At 68.2% G+C, this 17,551-nt stretch carries 17 protein-coding genes, 1 tRNA gene, 1 pseudogene and 2 CRISPR repeat arrays; of the genes and pseudogenes, 10 read left to right on the top strand and 9 right to left on the bottom strand.

The window, feature by feature from the left end; genetic code table 11:
* Position 1 precedes the first annotated feature (1 nt).
* The 7 genes and pseudogenes from casB (at position 2) to OG896_RS19560 (ending at position 5,430) form a co-directional block, all read left to right on the top strand.
* Positions 2–715, top strand: coding sequence for a type I-E CRISPR-associated protein Cse2/CasB (gene casB, locus OG896_RS19590; protein ID WP_329367164.1), 714 nt, complete (start codon positions 2–4; stop codon positions 713–715).
* A 59-nt stretch (positions 716–774) separates the two neighbouring features.
* Entirely contained in the window at positions 775–2,004 is a 1,230-nt protein-coding gene (cas7e, locus tag OG896_RS19585; protein WP_329367162.1) for a type I-E CRISPR-associated protein Cas7/Cse4/CasC, read from the top strand.
* A complete protein-coding gene (gene cas5e / locus OG896_RS19580) occupies positions 2,001–2,705 on the top strand; it encodes a type I-E CRISPR-associated protein Cas5/CasD (protein ID WP_329367160.1) in 705 nt (234 codons plus the stop codon). Before cas7e ends, cas5e begins: the two co-directional genes overlap by 4 nt.
* Complete coding sequence (gene cas6e, locus OG896_RS19575; RefSeq protein WP_329367157.1) at positions 2,705–3,406, top strand: type I-E CRISPR-associated protein Cas6/Cse3/CasE; 702 nt, start codon at positions 2,705–2,707, stop codon at positions 3,404–3,406. Before cas5e ends, cas6e begins: the two co-directional genes overlap by 1 nt.
* A 7-nt stretch (positions 3,407–3,413) precedes the next feature.
* A pseudogene (gene cas1e, locus OG896_RS19570) lies at positions 3,414–4,365 on the top strand (type I-E CRISPR-associated endonuclease Cas1e).
* A 13-nt stretch (positions 4,366–4,378) separates the two neighbouring features.
* Entirely contained in the window at positions 4,379–4,744 is a 366-nt protein-coding gene (gene cas2e, locus OG896_RS19565) for a type I-E CRISPR-associated endoribonuclease Cas2e (protein ID WP_329367155.1), read from the top strand.
* A 125-nt stretch (positions 4,745–4,869) separates the two neighbouring features.
* Positions 4,870–5,203: direct repeats of the CRISPR family, unit length 29 nt; unit sequence GTGCTCCCCGCGCGAGCGGGGCTGTTCCC.
* A gap of 80 nt (positions 5,204–5,283) precedes the next feature.
* On the top strand, positions 5,284–5,430 hold the full coding sequence (locus OG896_RS19560; RefSeq protein ID WP_443057088.1) for a hypothetical protein: 147 nt from the start codon (positions 5,284–5,286) through the stop codon (positions 5,428–5,430).
* Between the two features lie 141 nt (positions 5,431–5,571).
* Here OG896_RS19560 and OG896_RS19555 read toward each other — a convergent pair.
* A tRNA-OTHER gene (locus OG896_RS19555) sits at positions 5,572–5,685 on the bottom strand.
* Between the two features lie 383 nt (positions 5,686–6,068).
* On the opposite strand from OG896_RS19555, the gene OG896_RS19550 reads away from it, so the two are divergent.
* Positions 6,069–7,610 carry a hypothetical protein gene (locus tag OG896_RS19550; protein WP_329367153.1) on the top strand — a complete coding sequence of 514 codons (1,542 nt, stop codon included), beginning with the start codon at positions 6,069–6,071 and terminating at the stop codon, positions 7,608–7,610.
* A gap of 165 nt (positions 7,611–7,775) precedes the next feature.
* Here the strand turns inward: OG896_RS19550 and OG896_RS19545 are convergent, their stop codons facing one another.
* On the bottom strand, positions 7,776–8,336 hold the full coding sequence (locus tag OG896_RS19545; protein WP_329367151.1) for a hypothetical protein: 561 nt from the start codon (positions 8,334–8,336) through the stop codon (positions 7,776–7,778).
* A 155-nt stretch (positions 8,337–8,491) separates the two neighbouring features.
* Here OG896_RS19545 and OG896_RS19540 point away from each other — a divergent pair, with 155 nt between their 5' ends.
* Positions 8,492–9,415, top strand: coding sequence for an FkbM family methyltransferase (locus OG896_RS19540; protein WP_329367150.1), 924 nt, complete (start codon positions 8,492–8,494; stop codon positions 9,413–9,415).
* 28 nt (positions 9,416–9,443) lie between these two features.
* On the opposite strand, the gene OG896_RS19535 is transcribed toward OG896_RS19540, so the two are convergent.
* The 5 genes from OG896_RS19535 to OG896_RS19515 form a co-directional block, all read right to left on the bottom strand.
* On the bottom strand, positions 9,444–10,388 hold the full coding sequence (locus OG896_RS19535) for a helix-turn-helix domain-containing protein (protein WP_329367147.1): 945 nt from the start codon (positions 10,386–10,388) through the stop codon (positions 9,444–9,446).
* A 266-nt stretch (positions 10,389–10,654) separates the two neighbouring features.
* Positions 10,655–11,161 (bottom strand): DUF6907 domain-containing protein, encoded by a 507-nt coding sequence (locus OG896_RS19530; protein WP_329367146.1) that lies wholly within the window; start codon positions 11,159–11,161, stop codon positions 10,655–10,657.
* A 74-nt stretch (positions 11,162–11,235) separates the two neighbouring features.
* Complete coding sequence (locus OG896_RS19525) at positions 11,236–11,598, bottom strand: hypothetical protein (protein WP_329367144.1); 363 nt, start codon at positions 11,596–11,598, stop codon at positions 11,236–11,238.
* Entirely contained in the window at positions 11,595–12,329 is a 735-nt protein-coding gene (locus OG896_RS19520) for a GntR family transcriptional regulator (protein ID WP_329367141.1), read from the bottom strand. Before OG896_RS19520 ends, OG896_RS19525 begins: the two co-directional genes overlap by 4 nt.
* 278 nt (positions 12,330–12,607) lie before the next feature.
* Positions 12,608–12,901, bottom strand: coding sequence for a hypothetical protein (locus OG896_RS19515; protein WP_329367139.1), 294 nt, complete (start codon positions 12,899–12,901; stop codon positions 12,608–12,610).
* Between the two features lie 59 nt (positions 12,902–12,960).
* Here OG896_RS19515 and OG896_RS19510 point away from each other — a divergent pair, with 59 nt between their 5' ends.
* The gene (locus OG896_RS19510) at positions 12,961–13,716 is read left to right on the top strand and encodes a GntR family transcriptional regulator (protein WP_329367137.1); all 756 of its coding nucleotides are present in this window, start codon (positions 12,961–12,963) and stop codon (positions 13,714–13,716) included.
* Positions 13,717–13,864: 148 nt separating this feature from the next.
* Positions 13,865–15,664: a CRISPR direct-repeat array (repeat unit 29 nt; unit sequence GTGCTCCCCGCGCGAGCGGGGCTGTTCCC).
* Positions 15,665–15,840: 176 nt separating this feature from the next.
* On the opposite strand, the gene OG896_RS19505 is transcribed toward OG896_RS19510, so the two are convergent.
* Complete coding sequence (locus OG896_RS19505) at positions 15,841–16,611, bottom strand: glycosyltransferase family 2 protein (RefSeq protein ID WP_329367135.1); 771 nt, start codon at positions 16,609–16,611, stop codon at positions 15,841–15,843.
* A complete protein-coding gene (locus OG896_RS19500; protein ID WP_329367133.1) occupies positions 16,608–17,396 on the bottom strand; it encodes a GntR family transcriptional regulator in 789 nt (262 codons plus the stop codon). The genes OG896_RS19505 and OG896_RS19500 overlap by 4 nt, the downstream gene beginning before the upstream one ends.
* Positions 17,397–17,551 lie beyond the last annotated feature (155 nt).

The raw sequence follows: 17,551 nt of genomic DNA, 5'->3' as shown, positions 1-17,551 counted from the left end.
AATGACGACCACCGCCCCCTACGTCTCGGGCCCCCGTGCGATCGGACCGGTGGGCACCAGCGCCGACCGCTTCATCCGCCGCCTCCAGCGTGGCTACCGCGAGGACCGCCCGTCCGCCGTATCGACCCTCGCCCGGCTGCGTCGGGGGGCAGGACAGCCCGCGAACTCCCTCCCCGACCTGTGGGGCCAGACCGGGACGGAGGACCTCGCCATGGTGCTCGCCGAGATCGCGGACGAATCGCCGGGCGACACCTCCCGCGGTGGCCGGCGCCCGATCGACCAGGACCGCGCCGAGGAGGCGCTGCACCTGGCCGTGACGATGTGGGCCCTGCACCAGCAGTCCCACCGCGACATGGACACGCACATCTCCGGCTACGGCTTGGGCCGTTCGGTCCGCGCGCTGATGTCCAAGGCGGCGCCGGCCGCCGGAGGCGCCGGAGCCGCGGCCGTGAAGTCCGCGCCCGAACTGGACGAACCGGTGCGCCGACGCTTCGTCCGAGTCGGTACCGCCACGTCACTCGACATCCTCGGCCAGCGGCTGCGCGAGATCGTGCTTCTGCTCCGCAAGGACGGCGTCCCGCTCGACTACGCACTCCTGGCCGAGCAGCTCTACTGGTGGCAACTTCCCTCCGCCCAGGCCGGCATCCGGCGCGAGTGGGGCCGGGACTTCCACCTGGCGGGCGCCGTACGTGCCCATACCGCGACCGACAGCTGACCAGAGGGTCCACCGCACCGACCCCTACCGCCCCCGCTTCGCGAAGGAACCGATCGCCCGTGACGCGCACCATTCTCGACGTCCATGTGCTCCAGACCGTGCCGCCGAGCAACATCAACCGGGACGACACCGGCTCGCCCAAGTCCGCGGTCTACGGGGGCGTGCGGCGATCCCGCGTGTCCAGCCAGGCGTGGAAGCGGGCGACCCGGCGGAAGTTCGAGGAACTCCTCGACCCGTCCGAGCTCGGCGTCCGCACGAAGAAGGTCGCCGAAGCGCTCGCCGATCGGCTGGCCGCGCTCGACCCGTCGCTGGACCGCACGGCCGCGCTCGAACTCGCCTCCGAGGCACTGCGCACCGCCACGGGCTCCAAGATCGAGCCGCCCAAGCGCAAGGTCAAGGACGGCGAGCCCGACCCCGCGCCGGAATCGTCGTACCTGATGTTCCTCAGCGCCGCCCAACTCGACGGCCTCGCCGCCCTGACGATCAAGGGCAGCGACGGCAACGGAGACGTGAAGGCGCTCAAGGAGTTCTTCAAGGCCAAGGAGAACAAGGCGGCCGCCCGCCAACTCGTCGACACCCGGCACTCCGTGGACATCGCGCTCTTCGGCCGCATGGTCGCCGACGCCACCGATCTCAACGTCGAGGCCGCCACGCAGGTCGCACACGCCATCAGCGTGCACGCCGTTGACAACGAGTCGGACTACTACACCGCCGTCGACGACCGGAACACCGACGCCGAGTCCGGTGCCGGCATGATCGGCGTCGTCGACTTCAACTCCGCGACGCTGTACCGCTACGCGGCCGTCGACGTGAACCGGCTCCAGGCCAACCTCGGCGCCGGGCTCGACGACTCCGAGCAGGCCGCCGCCCCGACCCGGCGCGCCGTCGAAGCGTTCCTCGAAGGCTTCATCACCTCCCTGCCCACCGGCAAGGTGAACACCTTCGGCCACCACACCCTCCCGACCGCGGTCATCGTCAAGCTGCGCACCAAGCGTCCGATCAGCTTCGTCGCCGCCTTCGAACGGGCCGTCCGGCAAGGCGACGAGGGCGGTTTCGTCCGCGAGGCATGTGCCCGGCTCGCCCGCTACGTCCCCGACCTGGAGAAGGCGTACGGCGTCGCGGACGCGGACCGCACCTGGGTGGTGCGGGTGGGCGAGGACGCGGAACCGCTGGCCGGCCTCGGCCGGGAGGTCGGCATCGAGGAGTTGATCTCGACGGTCGGTGCCGCCGTCGTTGAGCAGTTGGGGTCCGCCGAGCGCCCCGTCGAGCCGGTGGGGTCCGGGGCATGAGCGTGCTCCTGCTGCGGCTGTCCGGCCCGCTCCAGGCATGGGGGTCGGCCGCCCGCTTCGTACGCCGCACCACGGAGAACGCCCCGACCAAGAGCGGTGTGCTGGGCATGCTCGCCGCCGCGGAAGGAAGGGCGCGCGAGGCAGACCTCTCCGACCTGGCCGCGCTGCGCTTCGGGGTCAGGATCGACCAACCCGGCACCCGGGTAAGGGACTTCCAGACCGCCCACCACTTCGACACGGACAAGTCCATGCCGCTCTCCGAGCGCTTCTACCTCGCCGACGCGGTCTTCGTCGCCGGAGTCGAAGGGGAGGCCGATGTCGTACGGCGGCTGTACTCGGCCGTGCGGGAGCCGGTCTACCTGCCGTATCTGGGGCGCCGTTCCTGCCCTCCGGCCGCACCGGTCGACCTCGGCGTGCGCGACGACGCCGACCTGGCCACCGCGCTGGAGCAGGCTCCGTGGCAGGCGTCGCCCTGGTACCGGGACCGGCACCGCGAGGGAACCGAACTCACTCTCCTCCTCGACAGCTTGCCCGGCGAGGCACCGGAGCAGACCCTCCGCGACGCACCGCTCAGCTTCGACCCGCGGCACCGCCGCTACGGCCTGCGCGGCATCACCTCGGCGAACGTCCCCCGGCCCGAAGCGCCGCCGACCCGGCCGATGTTCGACCACGACCCGACCTCCGTCCTGGGACCCGTCTGATGTACCTGACCCGCTTCCGCGTCAACACCGCCCGCCGGGAGGGCCGCGAACTCCTGGGTTCCCCGCACCGCATGCACGCGGCCGTGAACATGTCGTTCCCCGATCCCCCCGCGCGCGACGGCTCCGGCCCGCGCGTCCTGTGGCGCGTCGACCGCAACTCCGCCTCCGAGGTGGTGCTGTTCGTCGTCAGCCCCGGCCGCCCGGACATGACACACCTGGTGGAGCAGGCGGGTTGGCCCGCGGCCACGGACACACCCGGCTGGCAGACGTACGACTACGGCAGCTTCCTCGATCAGCTCACCAAGGGCAGCACGTGGTCGTTCCGGCTCACCGCCAACCCCGTGCACAGCATCCGCCGTACCGCCGACGAACCCACCAAGCGCACCGCCCACATCACGCCGAAGCACCAGGCCGCCTGGCTGCTGAGCAAGCAGGACTCCGCCGGCTTCGCCATCACCGAGACGCCGCCCGGCAAACGTGTGCTGGACCAGGGTGACGAACTCCAGCTCGTCGTCCGGGACAAGAGGGATCTGCGCTTCGCCAAGGCAGCCGAGCGCAGGACCGTGTCGCTCACCACGGTCACCTACGACGGGCGGCTCACCGTCACCGAACCCGCCGTCCTGCGGCGCACTCTCGTCCAAGGGCTCGGCAAGGCCAAGGCGTACGGCTGCGGCCTCATGACCCTCGCACCGGTGCGGTGATCCGGCCGTGAGCACCGTCGCCCGGCGCGGCGCCGCCGCTCCGCGTGAACTCGCCCGCGTCGGTGACCGGTTGTCGTTCGTCTACCTCGAACGCTGCGTCGTCCACCGCGCCGACAACGCCATCACCGCCACCGATGCCGACGGGGTCACCCACATCCCGTCCGCCACCATCGGCACCCTCCTGCTCGGCCCTGGCACCCGCGTCACCCACCAGGCGATGAGCGTCCTCGGCGAGTGCGGCGCCGGCGTCGCGTGGGTCGGCGAACACGGCGTCCGCTTCTACGCCGGCGGGCGCGCGTTGACCCGCTCCTCCGCGCTCGTCGAGGCGCAGGCCACCGCGTGGGCCAACCGCCGCACCCGGCTGGACGTCGCCCGCGCGATGTACCGCCTGCGCTTCCCCGACGAGGACCCCTCCGGCCGCACCAGGCAGCAACTCCTCGGCATGGAGGGCGACCGCCTCAAGGCCTGCTACCGCGCCGAGTCCGCCCGCACAGGCGTGCCGTGGCGCCGCCGCGAATACCACCGCGACGACTTCACCGCCGGGGACGCCCCACAACCAGGGCATCACCGCTGCCGCCCAGTGCATGTACGGCATCGCGCACGCCGTCGTCACCGCCCTCGGCTGCTCACCTGCCCTCGGCTTCGTCCACTCCGGCCACGAACGGTCCTTCGTGATGGACATCGCCGATCTCTACAAGACGGAAGTAGCCATCCCTGCGGCCTTCGACGCCGCCGTGGAAGGACCCGAGGACGTCGCCGCGCGCACCCGCCGCGCCCTGCGCGACCGCATCAACAAGACCCACCTGCTGGACCGTTGCGTCCGCGACATCAAGGACCTGCTGCGCTACGACGAAGCCGCCGCGACCTCCTCCTCCGACAGCGACCGCGTGACGCTCCAGTCCGACCACGGCGCCGAGGTCGAGTCCGGCCGCAACCACGCCTCCGAGATCATCTGGTGAGGCAGGCTCCGCCATGACCGTGATCGTCCTCACCAACTGCCCTGCCGGCCTGCGCGGTTACCTCACCCGATGGCTCCTGGAGATCTCTCCCGGTGTCTTCCTCGGCAACCCCTCCGCCCGCATCCGCGAAGCCCTCTGGGCCGAAGTCCGCGCCTACGCCCACCAGGGCCGCGCCCTCCTCGCCCACCAGACCGACTCCGAACAGGGCTACACCTTCGCCACCCACGACCACGCATGGCACCCCACCGACCACGACGGCCTCACCCTCATCCACCGCCCCACCCCGTCTGACGGCCCCGCCTCCCCTTCCCGCCCGACAGCTCCACCGCAAACCGGCTGGAGCAAGGCCGCGAAGCGCAGGAAGTTCGGCAACAGGTGAAGGGTGCCCGCCACCGTACTGGGGGCTTTACGGATCACTTCTCACGAGGGATGCCCGATATGCCGGAATCTCGGCAAGTGAGTAAAAACCGCAATCTCGGCTCCTGGAACCGCAGGTCGCGAAGTGTGCTCCCCGCGCGAGCGGGGCTGTTCCATCTGGTAGGCGGTGGCGTACGCGGTCTCCCAGGTGCTCCCCGCGCGAGCGGGGCTGTTCCCACGGTGGACTGGCCCGAGGCGATCCGCCGGGTGTGCTCCCCGCGCGAGCGGGGCTGTTCCCTGGTGGTGGTTGGTGTGGTCCACGCAGTCGTCGTGCTCCCCGCGCGAGCGGGGCTGTTCCCAGCGCCGGGTCCTGGAGCGGTTCGAGCACGTTGTGCTCCCCGCGCGAGCGGGGCTGTTCCCACCCAACGGTCCCCCCGCAGACGCAAGACATCGTGCTCCCCGCGCGAGCGGGGCTGTTCCCTGGCTGACCCCCTGGCAGAAGTCCCGTACTCCCTCCGCCACGCCTGCGTGTCCTTGTGGCTGAGGGCCGGGGTCGATCCGGTGGAAGTCGCTCGCCGCGCCGGACACAGTGTGACCGTGCTCTACCGCTTCTACGCGAAAGTCATCAAGGGGCGACAGGACGCGGACAACGCCCGCATCGCACGCGCTCTGACCAGCGGTGACACCGAGGAGGACAACGGAGCGTAGCGGCGGAATCCGGCCCGTGTATGGCCCGCACGGTCTGATCGCGGCCGGGATACCGGCGACCCACAGTGAGACAGACAACAGCAGAGCGGGTGCCCCGAACCTCGGGGCACCCGCTCTGACGTGCTCAACCAACTACCTCTGCGGAGGCTGTGGGATTTGAACCCACGGTGACATCGCTGCCACGACGGTTTTCAAGACCGCCCAATGCACATGGCCGGGAGAGCATCTGACCTGCGGCGGACACATGAAACACTCAGAATGATCACCGGGTTTGACCACAGGTTAGCCACGGCAAGGGGCGGGATACCTTCGCAACCTTCCTTGGGCATGCTCGGCGCGGCACCATCTCCAGCGCCACATGCCCCTGCCCGACCATCGTATCCACCGCAGCACGCCAACGCACAGATTCCTTTCTCCACACCAGAACACCCCATCCGCACCGGTAAACGGCCTACGGCACATCCAGCACCGCAGCAACCTGATCGACGGCCGCCTCATCCGGACCGGCTTGACCGTCGGCTTCCCGACCACATTACGAGTCAACCTCAGCAACATTCGGTCACGCCTCACTTCCCTGATTCCGCTCCCGACTGGCTCCATCGGGAGTACTATGTCCGCCTCAGCAAACAGGGGGAAACATGGCAGGCAGTGGGGTTCAGGGTGTCAACGTTGGCGAGTTCACTATCGCCCTAGAAGAAGCTGCACGCGCGACAGGACCAGCAGCCAACGAGTTCATTGAGCCAGCTGCGGGGACTCTGGCGAGGGCCACAGCGAACCGAAATCATTTGATCTTCGGCCGTCGAGGCTCAGGGAAGACCAGCCTGCTCCAAAAGGCCAAAAGTCAAATGATGGAAAACAGGCGGCCAAATGCCTATATTGACATGGAGAAATTTAAGGGTCACGCGTATCCCGACGTGCTAATTAGCGTCCTGATTGAAACATTTGAGAATATCGAAGGATGGCTCAGTGGTGGAGCCATTGCTCCCGCAAACAAGAAGTCATTTTGGAAGAAGCTCGTCCCTCAGCGCTCACCGCTGAAGCGGTCGACCGCTTCTCTTCTTTCAGTGGAGATCAATGGATACGTAAAAGAGCTACACCTTCTCCTTAACGCATACGACGATGCAGAAATTCAGCTACTGCAAAGAGATGAGAATCAATCCGACCAGGTCTCCAAACTTGACATTGCGGCACAAAAGGGACCCATCAAAGCTGGTTTTTCGGATTCATCTTCAAGTCGATCACTATCGCTGGACGAAGTCCATGAAACTATCCGGCGCTCTAAGATCGACTCTTTGCACCGGCGTGTAATTTCCTACCAAAAGACTCTTAGGCAAGTCGTAGAACTGGCGGGAGGGAATGGATTTATTCTGTTGGATGACATGTACTACATCAAGCGGGCAAGCCAGCCTGAGGTTCTTGACTACTTCCATCGACTTTTCAAGGGAACCGGCTTGTGGCTAAAAGTCGGTACGATTCGTCACCGTTCTTCATGGTACAAGAACGGCGACCCTCCGATTGGAGTAAAACTGGGGGATGATATCGAAGAGATCGATCTCGACCTCACATTGGAGAAGTACAAGACAGCCAAGCGTTTCCTTCTCGACGTAACAGATAACGTGGCAAATCAGGCCGGGGTGGATCTTCGAGAAATCATCAACGAGGGAGCACGGGATCGCTTGGTACTAGCGAGTGGCGGCGTAGCTCGCGATTACCTGTCAATTCTGAGAAAGAGTGTGGCATTCGCCATCGATCAAAGCTCGGAAAAAGTCGGAGTTGAGGCAGTCAACCAGGGAGCAGGAGAACACGAGAGCTCAAAACGAGATGAGTTCCACAGGGACGTCCTGGACGGACAATTCGAACTAGAGGGAGAACTGGAGAGCATCAAGACCTTTTGTTTGGTGACGCAAAAGAAGAACTGCTTCTTGGTTGAGAAAGATCTCGCATCCGAGACCTACGAGCGAGTAAAGGAGCTCGTAGACCTAAGGTTGGTACATTCCATCAACTCGCGCGTCACAGTCCGCCACCGTCCTGGGCGCATCTTTGAAGCTTATATGCTCGATATTTCCCAGTACACCGGTGAACGAAAGCGCAGGAACGTGGAAATTATCGAGTTCTGGAAACGGGATGGAAGCGAGAAATTGCGGGGAGCATCACTCATCTATGCTGAAGTGGGCCCTTGATCGCTACAACAATTTAGCAAATGGCGTTGAGGTCGAAAAATGGCACATTTAGATCATGCAGAACTCACGGGCGACAATAGTCGTTGTCCGGTGGGCGCGGAGGGCTCCAAATAGCCGCCTCAAAACTATTACTCCCGCGCAGTACGGACCAACAGTACGACCGCTCTACCTCTCACGCTGAGCTGGCGGCAGCAAAAGATCCCGGTCCGGGTGGGCTTCACCCGTCACGGAGCCGCTGACGCCCAGGTCCACCCGGGCCGTCTCGTGGAAGGCGTTGATCGCTGCGAAGACCGCGCGGTTGCGGGCGCGCCAGTCGTCCAGGGTGCCCGGGGTCTTGCCGGTGGCCTGCCAGTCGACTTCCAGGGTGGTCGCGTTCAGGGCGTGGGCTGCTTCGATAACCTCGTCGCCGGCCAGGAGCATGATGCGTTCGAAGGCTCGGCCGCGGAGGTGGGTGGCTTCGTAGAGTTCGGCGCGTTGGCGGGACTCGGGATCGTCGCTGACGCGGATGCCCTCGCGATGCTCGTAGAGCTCGACGGCGAGGTAGACGGCGGCGCGGACGCGGTCGATGTAGTTCTCGTACGCTTCGAGCTTCTTCGCGTCCCAGCGGGTGAGCAGCTCGCGCCGGATGCGCTGGCGCTCGGTCCAGTAGTTGGTGACGTAGGTCGTGAGGGCGCCCAGGAGGACCGCGGCGATGGTCAGCAACTGCTCGGACGTGCTCAAGCCCACCCCCGGCCAAGAGTCGTAAAGACGTCTTGAGGATTTTAGGAGGGTGGAGGGAGGCGAGGGGGCGGTTCCGGGGCATCCGGGCCGTGGGGCTCTGGGGCGCGGCAGGTGCCCGCCCGTAGTGTGGGGGCCCTGGCGGCGTGCGGAGGAGCGAACGGATGAGCAACCCCACTACGGAGGCCCTGGTCACCCTCGGCCGCCGGTACGTGCGCAACGCCCCCGGCACGCTCGGCAAGGGGGCGCTGGCCGGCCGCTGGCTGAACCCGCACCTGCGGGACGAGCCGCGCAGGCGCGTCACGGAGACGGCGACCGGCGCGCGCTTCGCCGTGGACACGCAGGACCTGATCCAGCGCTACCTGTACCTGTTCGGCACGTGGGAACCGCGGATGACGCACTGGCTCCAGAACCGCCTGGGCCCGGGGGACACGTACATCGACGTCGGCGCGAACATCGGCTACTTCAGCGTGCTCGCCTCGCAGCTCGTCGGCCCGACCGGCCATGTCGTCGCCATAGAGGCGTCGCGCCCCTTCCTGGACCGCGTCGAGCAGAACGCGCGGCTCAACGGCTGCACGAACATCCGCGCCGTGCACACCGCCGTCTCCGACAAGGACCAGACGCTCACGTTCATCCTCGCCAGCTCGGCGAACATGGGCGCCAACAGCATCGTCCCGTGGGACGGCCCGACCGAGTCCGTCTTCGACATCGACGCCCACCCGCTCCCCGACGTGCTGACCGACGAGGAGATCGAACGGGCCCGGGTCGTCAAGGTCGATGTCGAAGGCGCGGAGGGCAGCGTCGTACGGGGCATGGCACCCATGCTCGAACGGCTACGGCCCGACGCCGAGGTCACCGTCGAGGTCACACCGGAGCGTATGGAACAACTCGGCGACTCCGTGGAGGAGTTGCTCGACACGATGCGCGGTGCCGGCTTCCACGTGTACCGGCTTGCCAACGAGTACGCCGCCGCCACCTACCCGACCGCGCTGCGCGGAGCCTCCGCCGTACCGGTCCGGTGGCGCGGCCCGGTCACCGGCGAGAGCGACCTCGTCTTCTCACGCGTCGATGCGGAAACACTTCCCTGAAAAGCGGGTTACCGATCGGCCGCCGCTCTCACCGAGCAGGACGCACGACGGCGCCGCGCTTCCCCGCACGATGGCTGGGGCGTTCCTTCGCCGTGGCCTGAGGGGCGGTTCCCTGCTCGCCGGCCGCTTCCGCCCGGTAGATGTCGGCCGCCGTCTCGATCGCGTCGAGAGAGGCGTCCGGGGGCAGGGCTGCGGCGAGCAGTAGGTCGTAGGTGAGGTGGGCGAGTGCGGTGGTTCCGGGCTCGGTGCCGTGGGCGCCGGTGTGGTGGCTGGTGAAGTGGACGGCTGGGCTCTCGTCGGCGAACGTCATGACGCGCAGCGCACCGTCCATGGCGGTCGGATGCGGGGTGGCGGCGAAGGGCAGGACGTTGAGCGTGACGCGCTCGCTGCGGACGAGCGCGGCGAGGTGGTCGAGTTGTACGGCCATGGCGGCGGGGCCGCCGAGCGGTCGGCGGAGGGCGGTTTCGCCGAGGACGGCGGCGTAACGAGGTCCGTGCGCGTCGAGAAGGACGGGCGTGCGCGACAACCGCGCCTCCCAGCGGTGGCGTTGGACGCGGTCGGAGAGTACGTGGCGGTAGGCGTCGGCGGCTGCCAGAGCATAGGCGTCGGTTTGGAGCAGACCGGGGATGAGCGCGGCGTCCCACTCATGGATGGCGACGGCGAGCCGTTCCCACTCGGCAAGCGGGGTGCGACTGGCCGGCCTGGGGGCGGAGCGGGCGGCTTCGAGGTTGCGCTCGAAGAAGCCACCGGTGTCGAGGAGTCGGTCCAGGGGGCCGGCCAACTCGTCCGGCAGTCGTCGCTCTCCCTGCTCGATCCGGGCGAGGAAGGACATGTCGATGTGCAGTCTGGCCGCCAACTCCGCGAGGGTCAGCCCCTTCCGCTCCCGGTAGTGCCGCAACTCCGCGCCGTACAGCGCTCGCGCACACAGCGTGGTGTCCAGCTTCTTCGCCGCGAAGTGGCCGGGATTGGCCATGACAAAGCTCCTTACGGGGTGAGTGATTACGGTGCATCCGCCCGCCGCCACCTCGCCTGGGATGGAGCGCGGTGGCGGGCGGACGGCATCGCTACCCGGTGGCCGATGACGACCTGCGAGGCAGACTTCGGCGCGGGTGAGTGCGGGGGAGGCGCCGGCGGTTCAGGCGCAAGGTCCGGCTTCTGCTCCGATCGGACGGGCCGCTGCGATGCTCGCGTCCGCACGGGATAGGGCAGTTCCGCGCCCCGGGCGAAGTGGTGCGGCTCTCAGGACCGCTGCGTGTCCTCGCAGTGGTGAGCGGCCCAATCCTCCCGAGCGGCAACGAGCCGGGGCAGTACGTCACCTTCGAGGTAGTCGGCGTGGGTACGCAGCTTCGCGGCCAACTCGGCGAGGGCGACCGGCTCCAGACCGATCACCCAACAGTCGGGCCCGACCTGGACGTTGACGACCGGCACAACGGACTCATCGGGCGCTTCGGAGTCGGAATACGGGTGGCACGCGATCTCGCCGTGAAAGGACTCGATCTCTTGGGCTCGACGGGCGCCACCCTCGGGGGTGAAGGCCGTCAAGGTCACGCCTCGGAAGGCACTGCGGTGCCCGACGTCGACCAGCGTGACGTGAAGACTCTCCGGGTCGAGACCGGTCTCGCTGGGGTCGTCCTCCGCCCAGTAGGGGAGGTAGCCGTGCGCGGTGATGCCGTTGGTCGTGGTGATCTTCCACGTACGTGGCTGGTCCGTCGTACATAACGAGGCAGCCGTAGCGCTGATGCTCATCGTTGAAGTCCCTTTCCATGGTCGAGGTGTGGCGGTGCGAGGGGGAAGCCGCTGACTCAGCAGGAGAGCCGCGCTCAGGACACGTTCCACCGATCGATCGCGCGGTCGGTGAAGGACTGGACGGCCTGGGACAGCCGTACGGCGTCGGCATCGTCGTCCTCTTCCGGCGGCGGAACCCGTTCCCCGCGGCTCTCCGCCACGCGCAGCACGTCCGCGAGGGCCATGCACAGGTGGGAGACCATCGCACGCAAGTCGCTCTCGGGCGGCACCCGTTCGCCCGTGTACTTCCGCACGTTCTCCAGCAGGTCCCTGCTCATGCCGAGTTGGACCGCTTCCAAGTTGTCCGCGAGCCGGGACAGGAACGACGAGCCGTCGGCGTCGGTGTCCAGGAAACACGGCTTCCCATCGACGCCCAGCCACGGCAGGAGCCGCATCATCGCGTCGCCTCCTTCTCATCGGCCGTCGTGGCCCCTACCGGCCCTACGGTGAAAGCGACTTCGGCACGGTCGCCGGGCAGTACTACGTGGACGCAGGCGACCGTTCGGCCGTCGTCGGCCATGACCGTCCGGTGGATCGCGAGCACGGGCGTGCGGGCGGTAATACGCAACGACTGTGCTTCCGCACCGGTGGGGAACCGGGCGGTGACCTGGTCGAAGCTACTCACCCCCGAACTGCCGGCCGCCAACGCGACCGCGAGGCCGTCGAGGATGTCGTCGCCCCATGCCGAGGAGCCGGTCGGGAGCGCATGGCCGCCCGACACCGCGTGCGGCACGTGGACGTGCGCGAGAGCTTGCGGTCCGTCCACGCGATGGCTGAGGCACACGTACTCGGTGATCGGATCGTCGGGCGATCCGCCCAGGTGGGCGGCGAGTTCGCTGGTCGCCGTACGTTCGACGGCGCTGACGATGACGTCAAGGGCGTCGGTGCCGGTGCCAACGGGGTACGTAAGGCGTACGGCCGGCCGGCAGACGAAGTTGCCGCGCCCCTGGAACTTCGCGACCAGGCCCTCGGCCCGCAAAACTTCCAGCGCATCGCGGAGGGTCGGTGTACTGACGTGGTACCGCGCAGCCAGCCGCGTTTCCGGGGGAAGCCGCTCCCCCACCGCGTACTCGCCCGCGACGATCAGTCGGCGCAGGTCGTCCGCGACGACTTGGTGGCGCGCGGTCACGGCGTTGCCGTAAGTCCAGGCCCGCGCAGACGTCGGCTTTCGGCAGCGAGGACGTACGGGCGGACGAGCGCGGTCTCCTCGGCGTGGAGGAGGTTCCAGTGCGGAGCGGCTCTTCCGGCGCAAAGAGCCGAAACGGCGGGGACCTTCACGGGATTCGGCACCAACATGACGCGCGGCAAGGGTCGTTGCCTGTGTCGTCCGGCCGGCGGGAAGAGCTGTCGCGTGATCCAGGCGGCAACTCGTCCGAAGAAGTGGGGCATCGGATCAGCTCCTACGGTTCAGGGCGTTCCCGACGCGGCGTGACGTGCCGCGCCGGGGTCTGTCCGCACGACCGCCCACAACTGGCGGCCGCGCGAGGTGCTGTCGGCAAAGCCGAACCGGTCGGCTGTTTCGAGGACCGCCAGAAGCTCCCGCCAACTCCCGGCGGGGAAGTCCGACGGGACCCGCGCCTCGATCTGCGTGTGGTCGCCGTCGTCCGCCCGTTCGGGCGTCAGACCCACGGCAACCAGGCGCGCGCAGATGTCGTCAATGCGAGCTTCGGGTGGGGGCACAAGACGGTCCTCCGTTGCCAACCAAGCACTCTCAGTGAAGCTAGTTCACTAGATTAGAGCTAGTGGACTAGATTGTCCACATGCCTGATCAGCCGCCGTATCTCCGGATCGCGGACGCCCTCCGCCAGCGCATCGCCGACCAGGAGTGGACCCCCGGCGACCGCCTCCCCTCGCGCGCCGACCTCGCCGCCGCATACGGCGTCGGCGACAACGTCATCCGCCGCGCCCAGGAGCTGCTGATCTCCGTGGGCACCCTCGAAGGCCGCGCCGGCTCCGGCACCTACGTGGCCGCGCCGCGCGAGAAGTTGAGGATCGTCCGTTCTCTCTACCGCGAGCAGACCGGCGGCTCGCCCTTCCAGTCCGACATGGCGGCCCTGGGCAGGCGCGGCAGTTGGGAGAGCCGCACCGATGCGAAGGTGTCGGCCCCCGCCGACATCGCGGCCCGACTTGGCCTCGCCGAGGGCGACTTGTGCGTCCGCACGGCCTACGAATTCCTCGCCGACGGCAAGCCCGCTCAGCTCTCGACGAGTTGGGAGCCGTACGCCCTCACGGCCGGCACCCTGATCGTCCTCCCCGAGGGTGGCCCCCACGCCGGCCTCGGCGTCGTCCGCCGCATGGCCCAGATCGGCATCACGGTCACCCGGGCAGTGGAGCAGCCCTCACCGCGGGTCGTAACCGCCGAGGAAGCCGCCCTCCTCGGCGTCCAAAAGGGCACCCTGGCCACGCACATCCAGCGCACCTACTACGCGGAGGACGGCCGCCCGGTCGAGACCGCGGACATCGTGGTCCCCTCGAACCTCTGCGAAGTCGTCTACGAGGTCCCGGTCGGCTCATAACGATGTCCAAAACTTGGAACGCCGACAGGAGAGCGGGTGCGACAGTGCTTCGCAGAGCCCCACGAGACTGGGAATGACCGAATTGACCGATTCTCGGGAAGTAAGTAAAAACACGCGTCGGCCGCGGTAAACGTGCAGGTCGCCAAGTGTGCTCCCCGCGCGAGCGGGGCTGTTCCCCGGTGGCAGCGCGAGGCACGACACACGGGGGCGTGCTCCCCGCGCGAGCGGGGCTGTTCCCATGCCGTAACACAGGCTATCGCCGCCGGAATTAGTGCTCCCCGCGCGAGCGGGGCTGTTCCCCCGGACGCGTCCGGGTGGTCGGCGGACGTGATGTGCTCCCCGCGCGAGCGGGGCTGTTCCCGCGTCGGTTTTACCACCAACACCGAATCATCCGTGCTCCCCGCGCGAGCGGGGCTGTTCCCTACCCGGACGAGAGTGAACGCGACTATTTCCCGTGCTCCCCGCGCGAGCGGGGCTGTTCCCTAGCATTCTTATTCCAATCGGTACCAAGAACCGTGCTCCCCGCGCGAGCGGGGCTGTTCCCGCGACTCGTGGCGGTGGGCCGCGAAGCAGGCGGTGCTCCCCGCGCGAGCGGGGCTGTTCCCGCTGCCCGCAACCGGCCTCGGACCGGCGACTGGTGCTCCCCGCGCGAGCGGGGCTGTTCCCGGGTCGGTGATCCTCGTCGGCGGCCTCGACCGGTGCTCCCCGCGCGAGCGGGGCTGTTCCCTCGGCCGTGGCCGCACCCTCGGAAGGAAGAGGGTGCTCCCCGCGCGAGCGGGGCTGTTCCCGTCCACACGGGTGAAGCGTCCCGAAGCGACGGGTGCTCCCCGCGCGAGCGGGGCTGTTCCCGCGCTGGCGTGCTTCGCGCACGCCGCGGTGGTGTGCTCCCCGCGCGAGCGGGGCTGTTCCCGGCGGCTCGGCCTGGCCGCCCTGCGTGGCCCAGTGCTCCCCGCGCGAGCGGGGCTGTTCCCGGCGGCTCGGCCTGGCCGCCCTGCGTGGCCCAGTGCTCCCCGCGCGAGCGGGGCTGTTCCCGACGGCGGCAGCTCCACCGCCACGTAGGCGCCGTGCTCCCCGCGCGAGCGGGGCTGTTCCCGTCGCGGCCAAGCGGGGGACCCGCGACAAGCTGTGCTCCCCGCGCGAGCGGGGCTGTTCCCTGCACGCCGGCCGGTCCGTGGCAGGTCGGTGTGTGCTCCCCGCGCGAGCGGGGCTGTTCCCTGTTTGGCATCGACCCCCACCTCGTCGCCACCCGTGCTCCCCGCGCGAGCGGGGCTGTTCCCATCGACACGGAGAGCTTCGCCGGCTCCGGCCTGTGCTCCCCGCGCGAGCGGGGCTGTTCCCGCGTGCAGCACGCGCCCCCAGTCAGCGCTGTGGTGCTCCCCGCGCGAGCGGGGCTGTTCCCGACTCCGAGAAAAACTCGCCCGCCTTCTCCGCGTGCTCCCCGCGCGAGCGGGGCTGTTCCCGCCGTGGGTTTGGGCCTTGCTGCTGAACAGTTGTGCTCCCCGCGCGAGCGGGGCTGTTCCCGCGGTGTGCGCACAGGTCGCATGGTGGGACCAGTGCTCCCCGCGCGAGCGGGGCTGTTCCCAAGATGGTGAGCTATCGCTCTCCGGAGCTTGGGTGCTCCCCGCGCGAGCGGGGCTGTTCCCTGTGCGAGCCGCACGAAACCCGCACCATAGGAGTGCTCCCCGCGCGAGCGGGGCTGTTCCCTGATCGCGTCCGCGAGCGTCATCGAAAACTACGTGCTCCCCGCGCGAGCGGGGCTGTTCCCCGAGGAACCGCAGCGCAAGCGCTGCGGCTGCTGTGCTCCCCGCGCGAGCGGGGCTGTTCCCATCCCCTGCATCGTTGAAATCACGATGGCAATGTGCTCCCCGCGCGAGCGGGGCTGTTCCCCACGGCGCCGGGACTGGGCACCCCTTACCTCCGTGCTCCCCGCGCGAGCGGGGCTGTTCCCTCGTTGACGAGCCTGCGGGATTCGTCGCCGTCGTGCTCCCCGCGCGAGCCGGGGCTGTTCCCTACAGCAAGCACCCCCCGGCCATCCTCTTCGGCGAAGAGCGAGGCTGTTCCCGAGGGCGACAGCGCCCTGTGGTGGGCCACCGCGTGCTCCCCGCGCGAGCGGGGCCTTCCGCCTCAGTCAGCCACGGACGACCTCCATCCCGCACGCGACAGCGCTTCCGCTCGGGCCGCCACCACGGCCATCCGCGCATCCCGCTCCGCCTCGTCCGTGTGGCTCGGTTGGGCCGTGGCCTGGCCGGGCCACTTGCGGTAGAGGAGGCCGTACTCCCGGGTGAAGTGGCCGGGGGAGACCGTGTTCAGGGCCAGAAGGAGACCCGTGTCCTCGGAAGCGGGGAGGGCCATCCAGCCGCCCAGTGCGAGCAAGAGGTCACGGCGGACGAAAAGGGTCGCCGGGTGGACCTGGGCGCGGAAACCGTTCGCCTTCCAGTAGTCGACGACGGCGCCGCGGGCGATCGGGCCGTCGTCCGGGTCACCGTCGAAGCCGGCGGTGGAACCGTCGGGGAGAAGGTCGAGGACGCGGGAGGTGGCCCAGCCGAGGTGAGGGTCGCCCTCCAACAGGGCCAGGTCGCGGGCGAGGGCGCCCGGGGTCAACTGGTCGTCGGCGTCGAGGACTTTGACGTAAGGGCCGGAGGCGTACGCGAGGGCGATCGTGCGGGCGACGCCGGGGCCGCCGGGCCGGCCCTGGTGGAAGGTGACGCGGGGGTCGTCCGGGACGTGGGGGCGGACGGTGTCGCTCCGGCCGTCTTCCTGGATGATCCAGTGCCACTCCCAGCCGTCCGGCAAGTCCTGGGCGCACAGCGACTTGTAGGCGTCCGCGAGGTAGGGCGCGGAGGGCGCGTGGACGGCGGTGATGACGTCGATGCGGCGGTCCGCCACGGCGGTCACCACCTTCCCAGCTCGGTGACGAAGGTCATTTCCGTGCGGTCGCCCGGCAGCCGGACGAAGGAGTGCTCCACCACGCGGTCGGTGATGTCGTACGACGTCTTGCCGAGGACGATCAGGGCCGTGCCGGGAGGAAGCCCCAGCTCTTCGGACTCCTCGGCCGTGGGCGGCCGGGCCGAGACGCGCTCCTCGATACGAGCCAGTTCGATGCCGATGGTGAAGAGCTGGTTCTGCGTGCCGCCCGGCCAGGGCTCATTGTCGGCATCGAGGAGGTCGGGGTTGGCGGCGACCATGTCGCGTACGAGGTAGGAGTGGACGAGGTTGAATGGATGGCTCTCCACCTGGTACCGGGTGCGATACGTCCGCTCCACCAACGCCGTCCCGACCGGCACTCCGAAGATCTCGGCCAACTCCTGGTCGGCCTCTACCTGCTCGTACGACGCGAAGAAGACCAGGTCGTCCATTTCGAGACCGGTGTCGTGCTCTGTCGCACCGGTCTTCTTACGCTGCGGCTCCGGTTCGCGCGCGCGGTCCTTCTCCCACTGGTGGCGCACGTTGGTGCGGAACACGGGTGTACGGGACTGCCGCACGAAGTTGCCGCGGCCGTGCTGCTTCTCGATCAAGCCCTCGGCTTGGAGGAGCCCGAGCGCCTGGCGCAGGGTCGGCAGGCTCTTGTCGTACTCCTCGGAGAGCGCCGTTTCAGAAGGCAGGCGATCACCGGGGCTCAGCTCACCTGCACGGATGCGCTGACGTAGATCGTCAGCGATCCGTTCGTATGCCTTGGCCACGCGGCTCACCATCCTGATCGTCGGGCGGCCTCAGCATACAACTCCTCAAGAGGTCTTGACGACTTAAGGAGTTCTACGTCATAGTCCAATTGAACTCCTAAAGAGGACCTGAGGACAGGAGCTCTTGAGGAGTTGCTGTGCCCTGGAAGCGCCCG

It is taken from the genome of Streptomyces sp. NBC_00669 (assembly GCF_036226785.1).
Taxonomy (GTDB): Bacteria; Actinomycetota; Actinomycetes; order Streptomycetales; family Streptomycetaceae; genus Actinacidiphila.
Note: the sequence above shows the minus strand (reverse complement) of the source record. Positions and strands in the feature narration are given on the sequence as shown.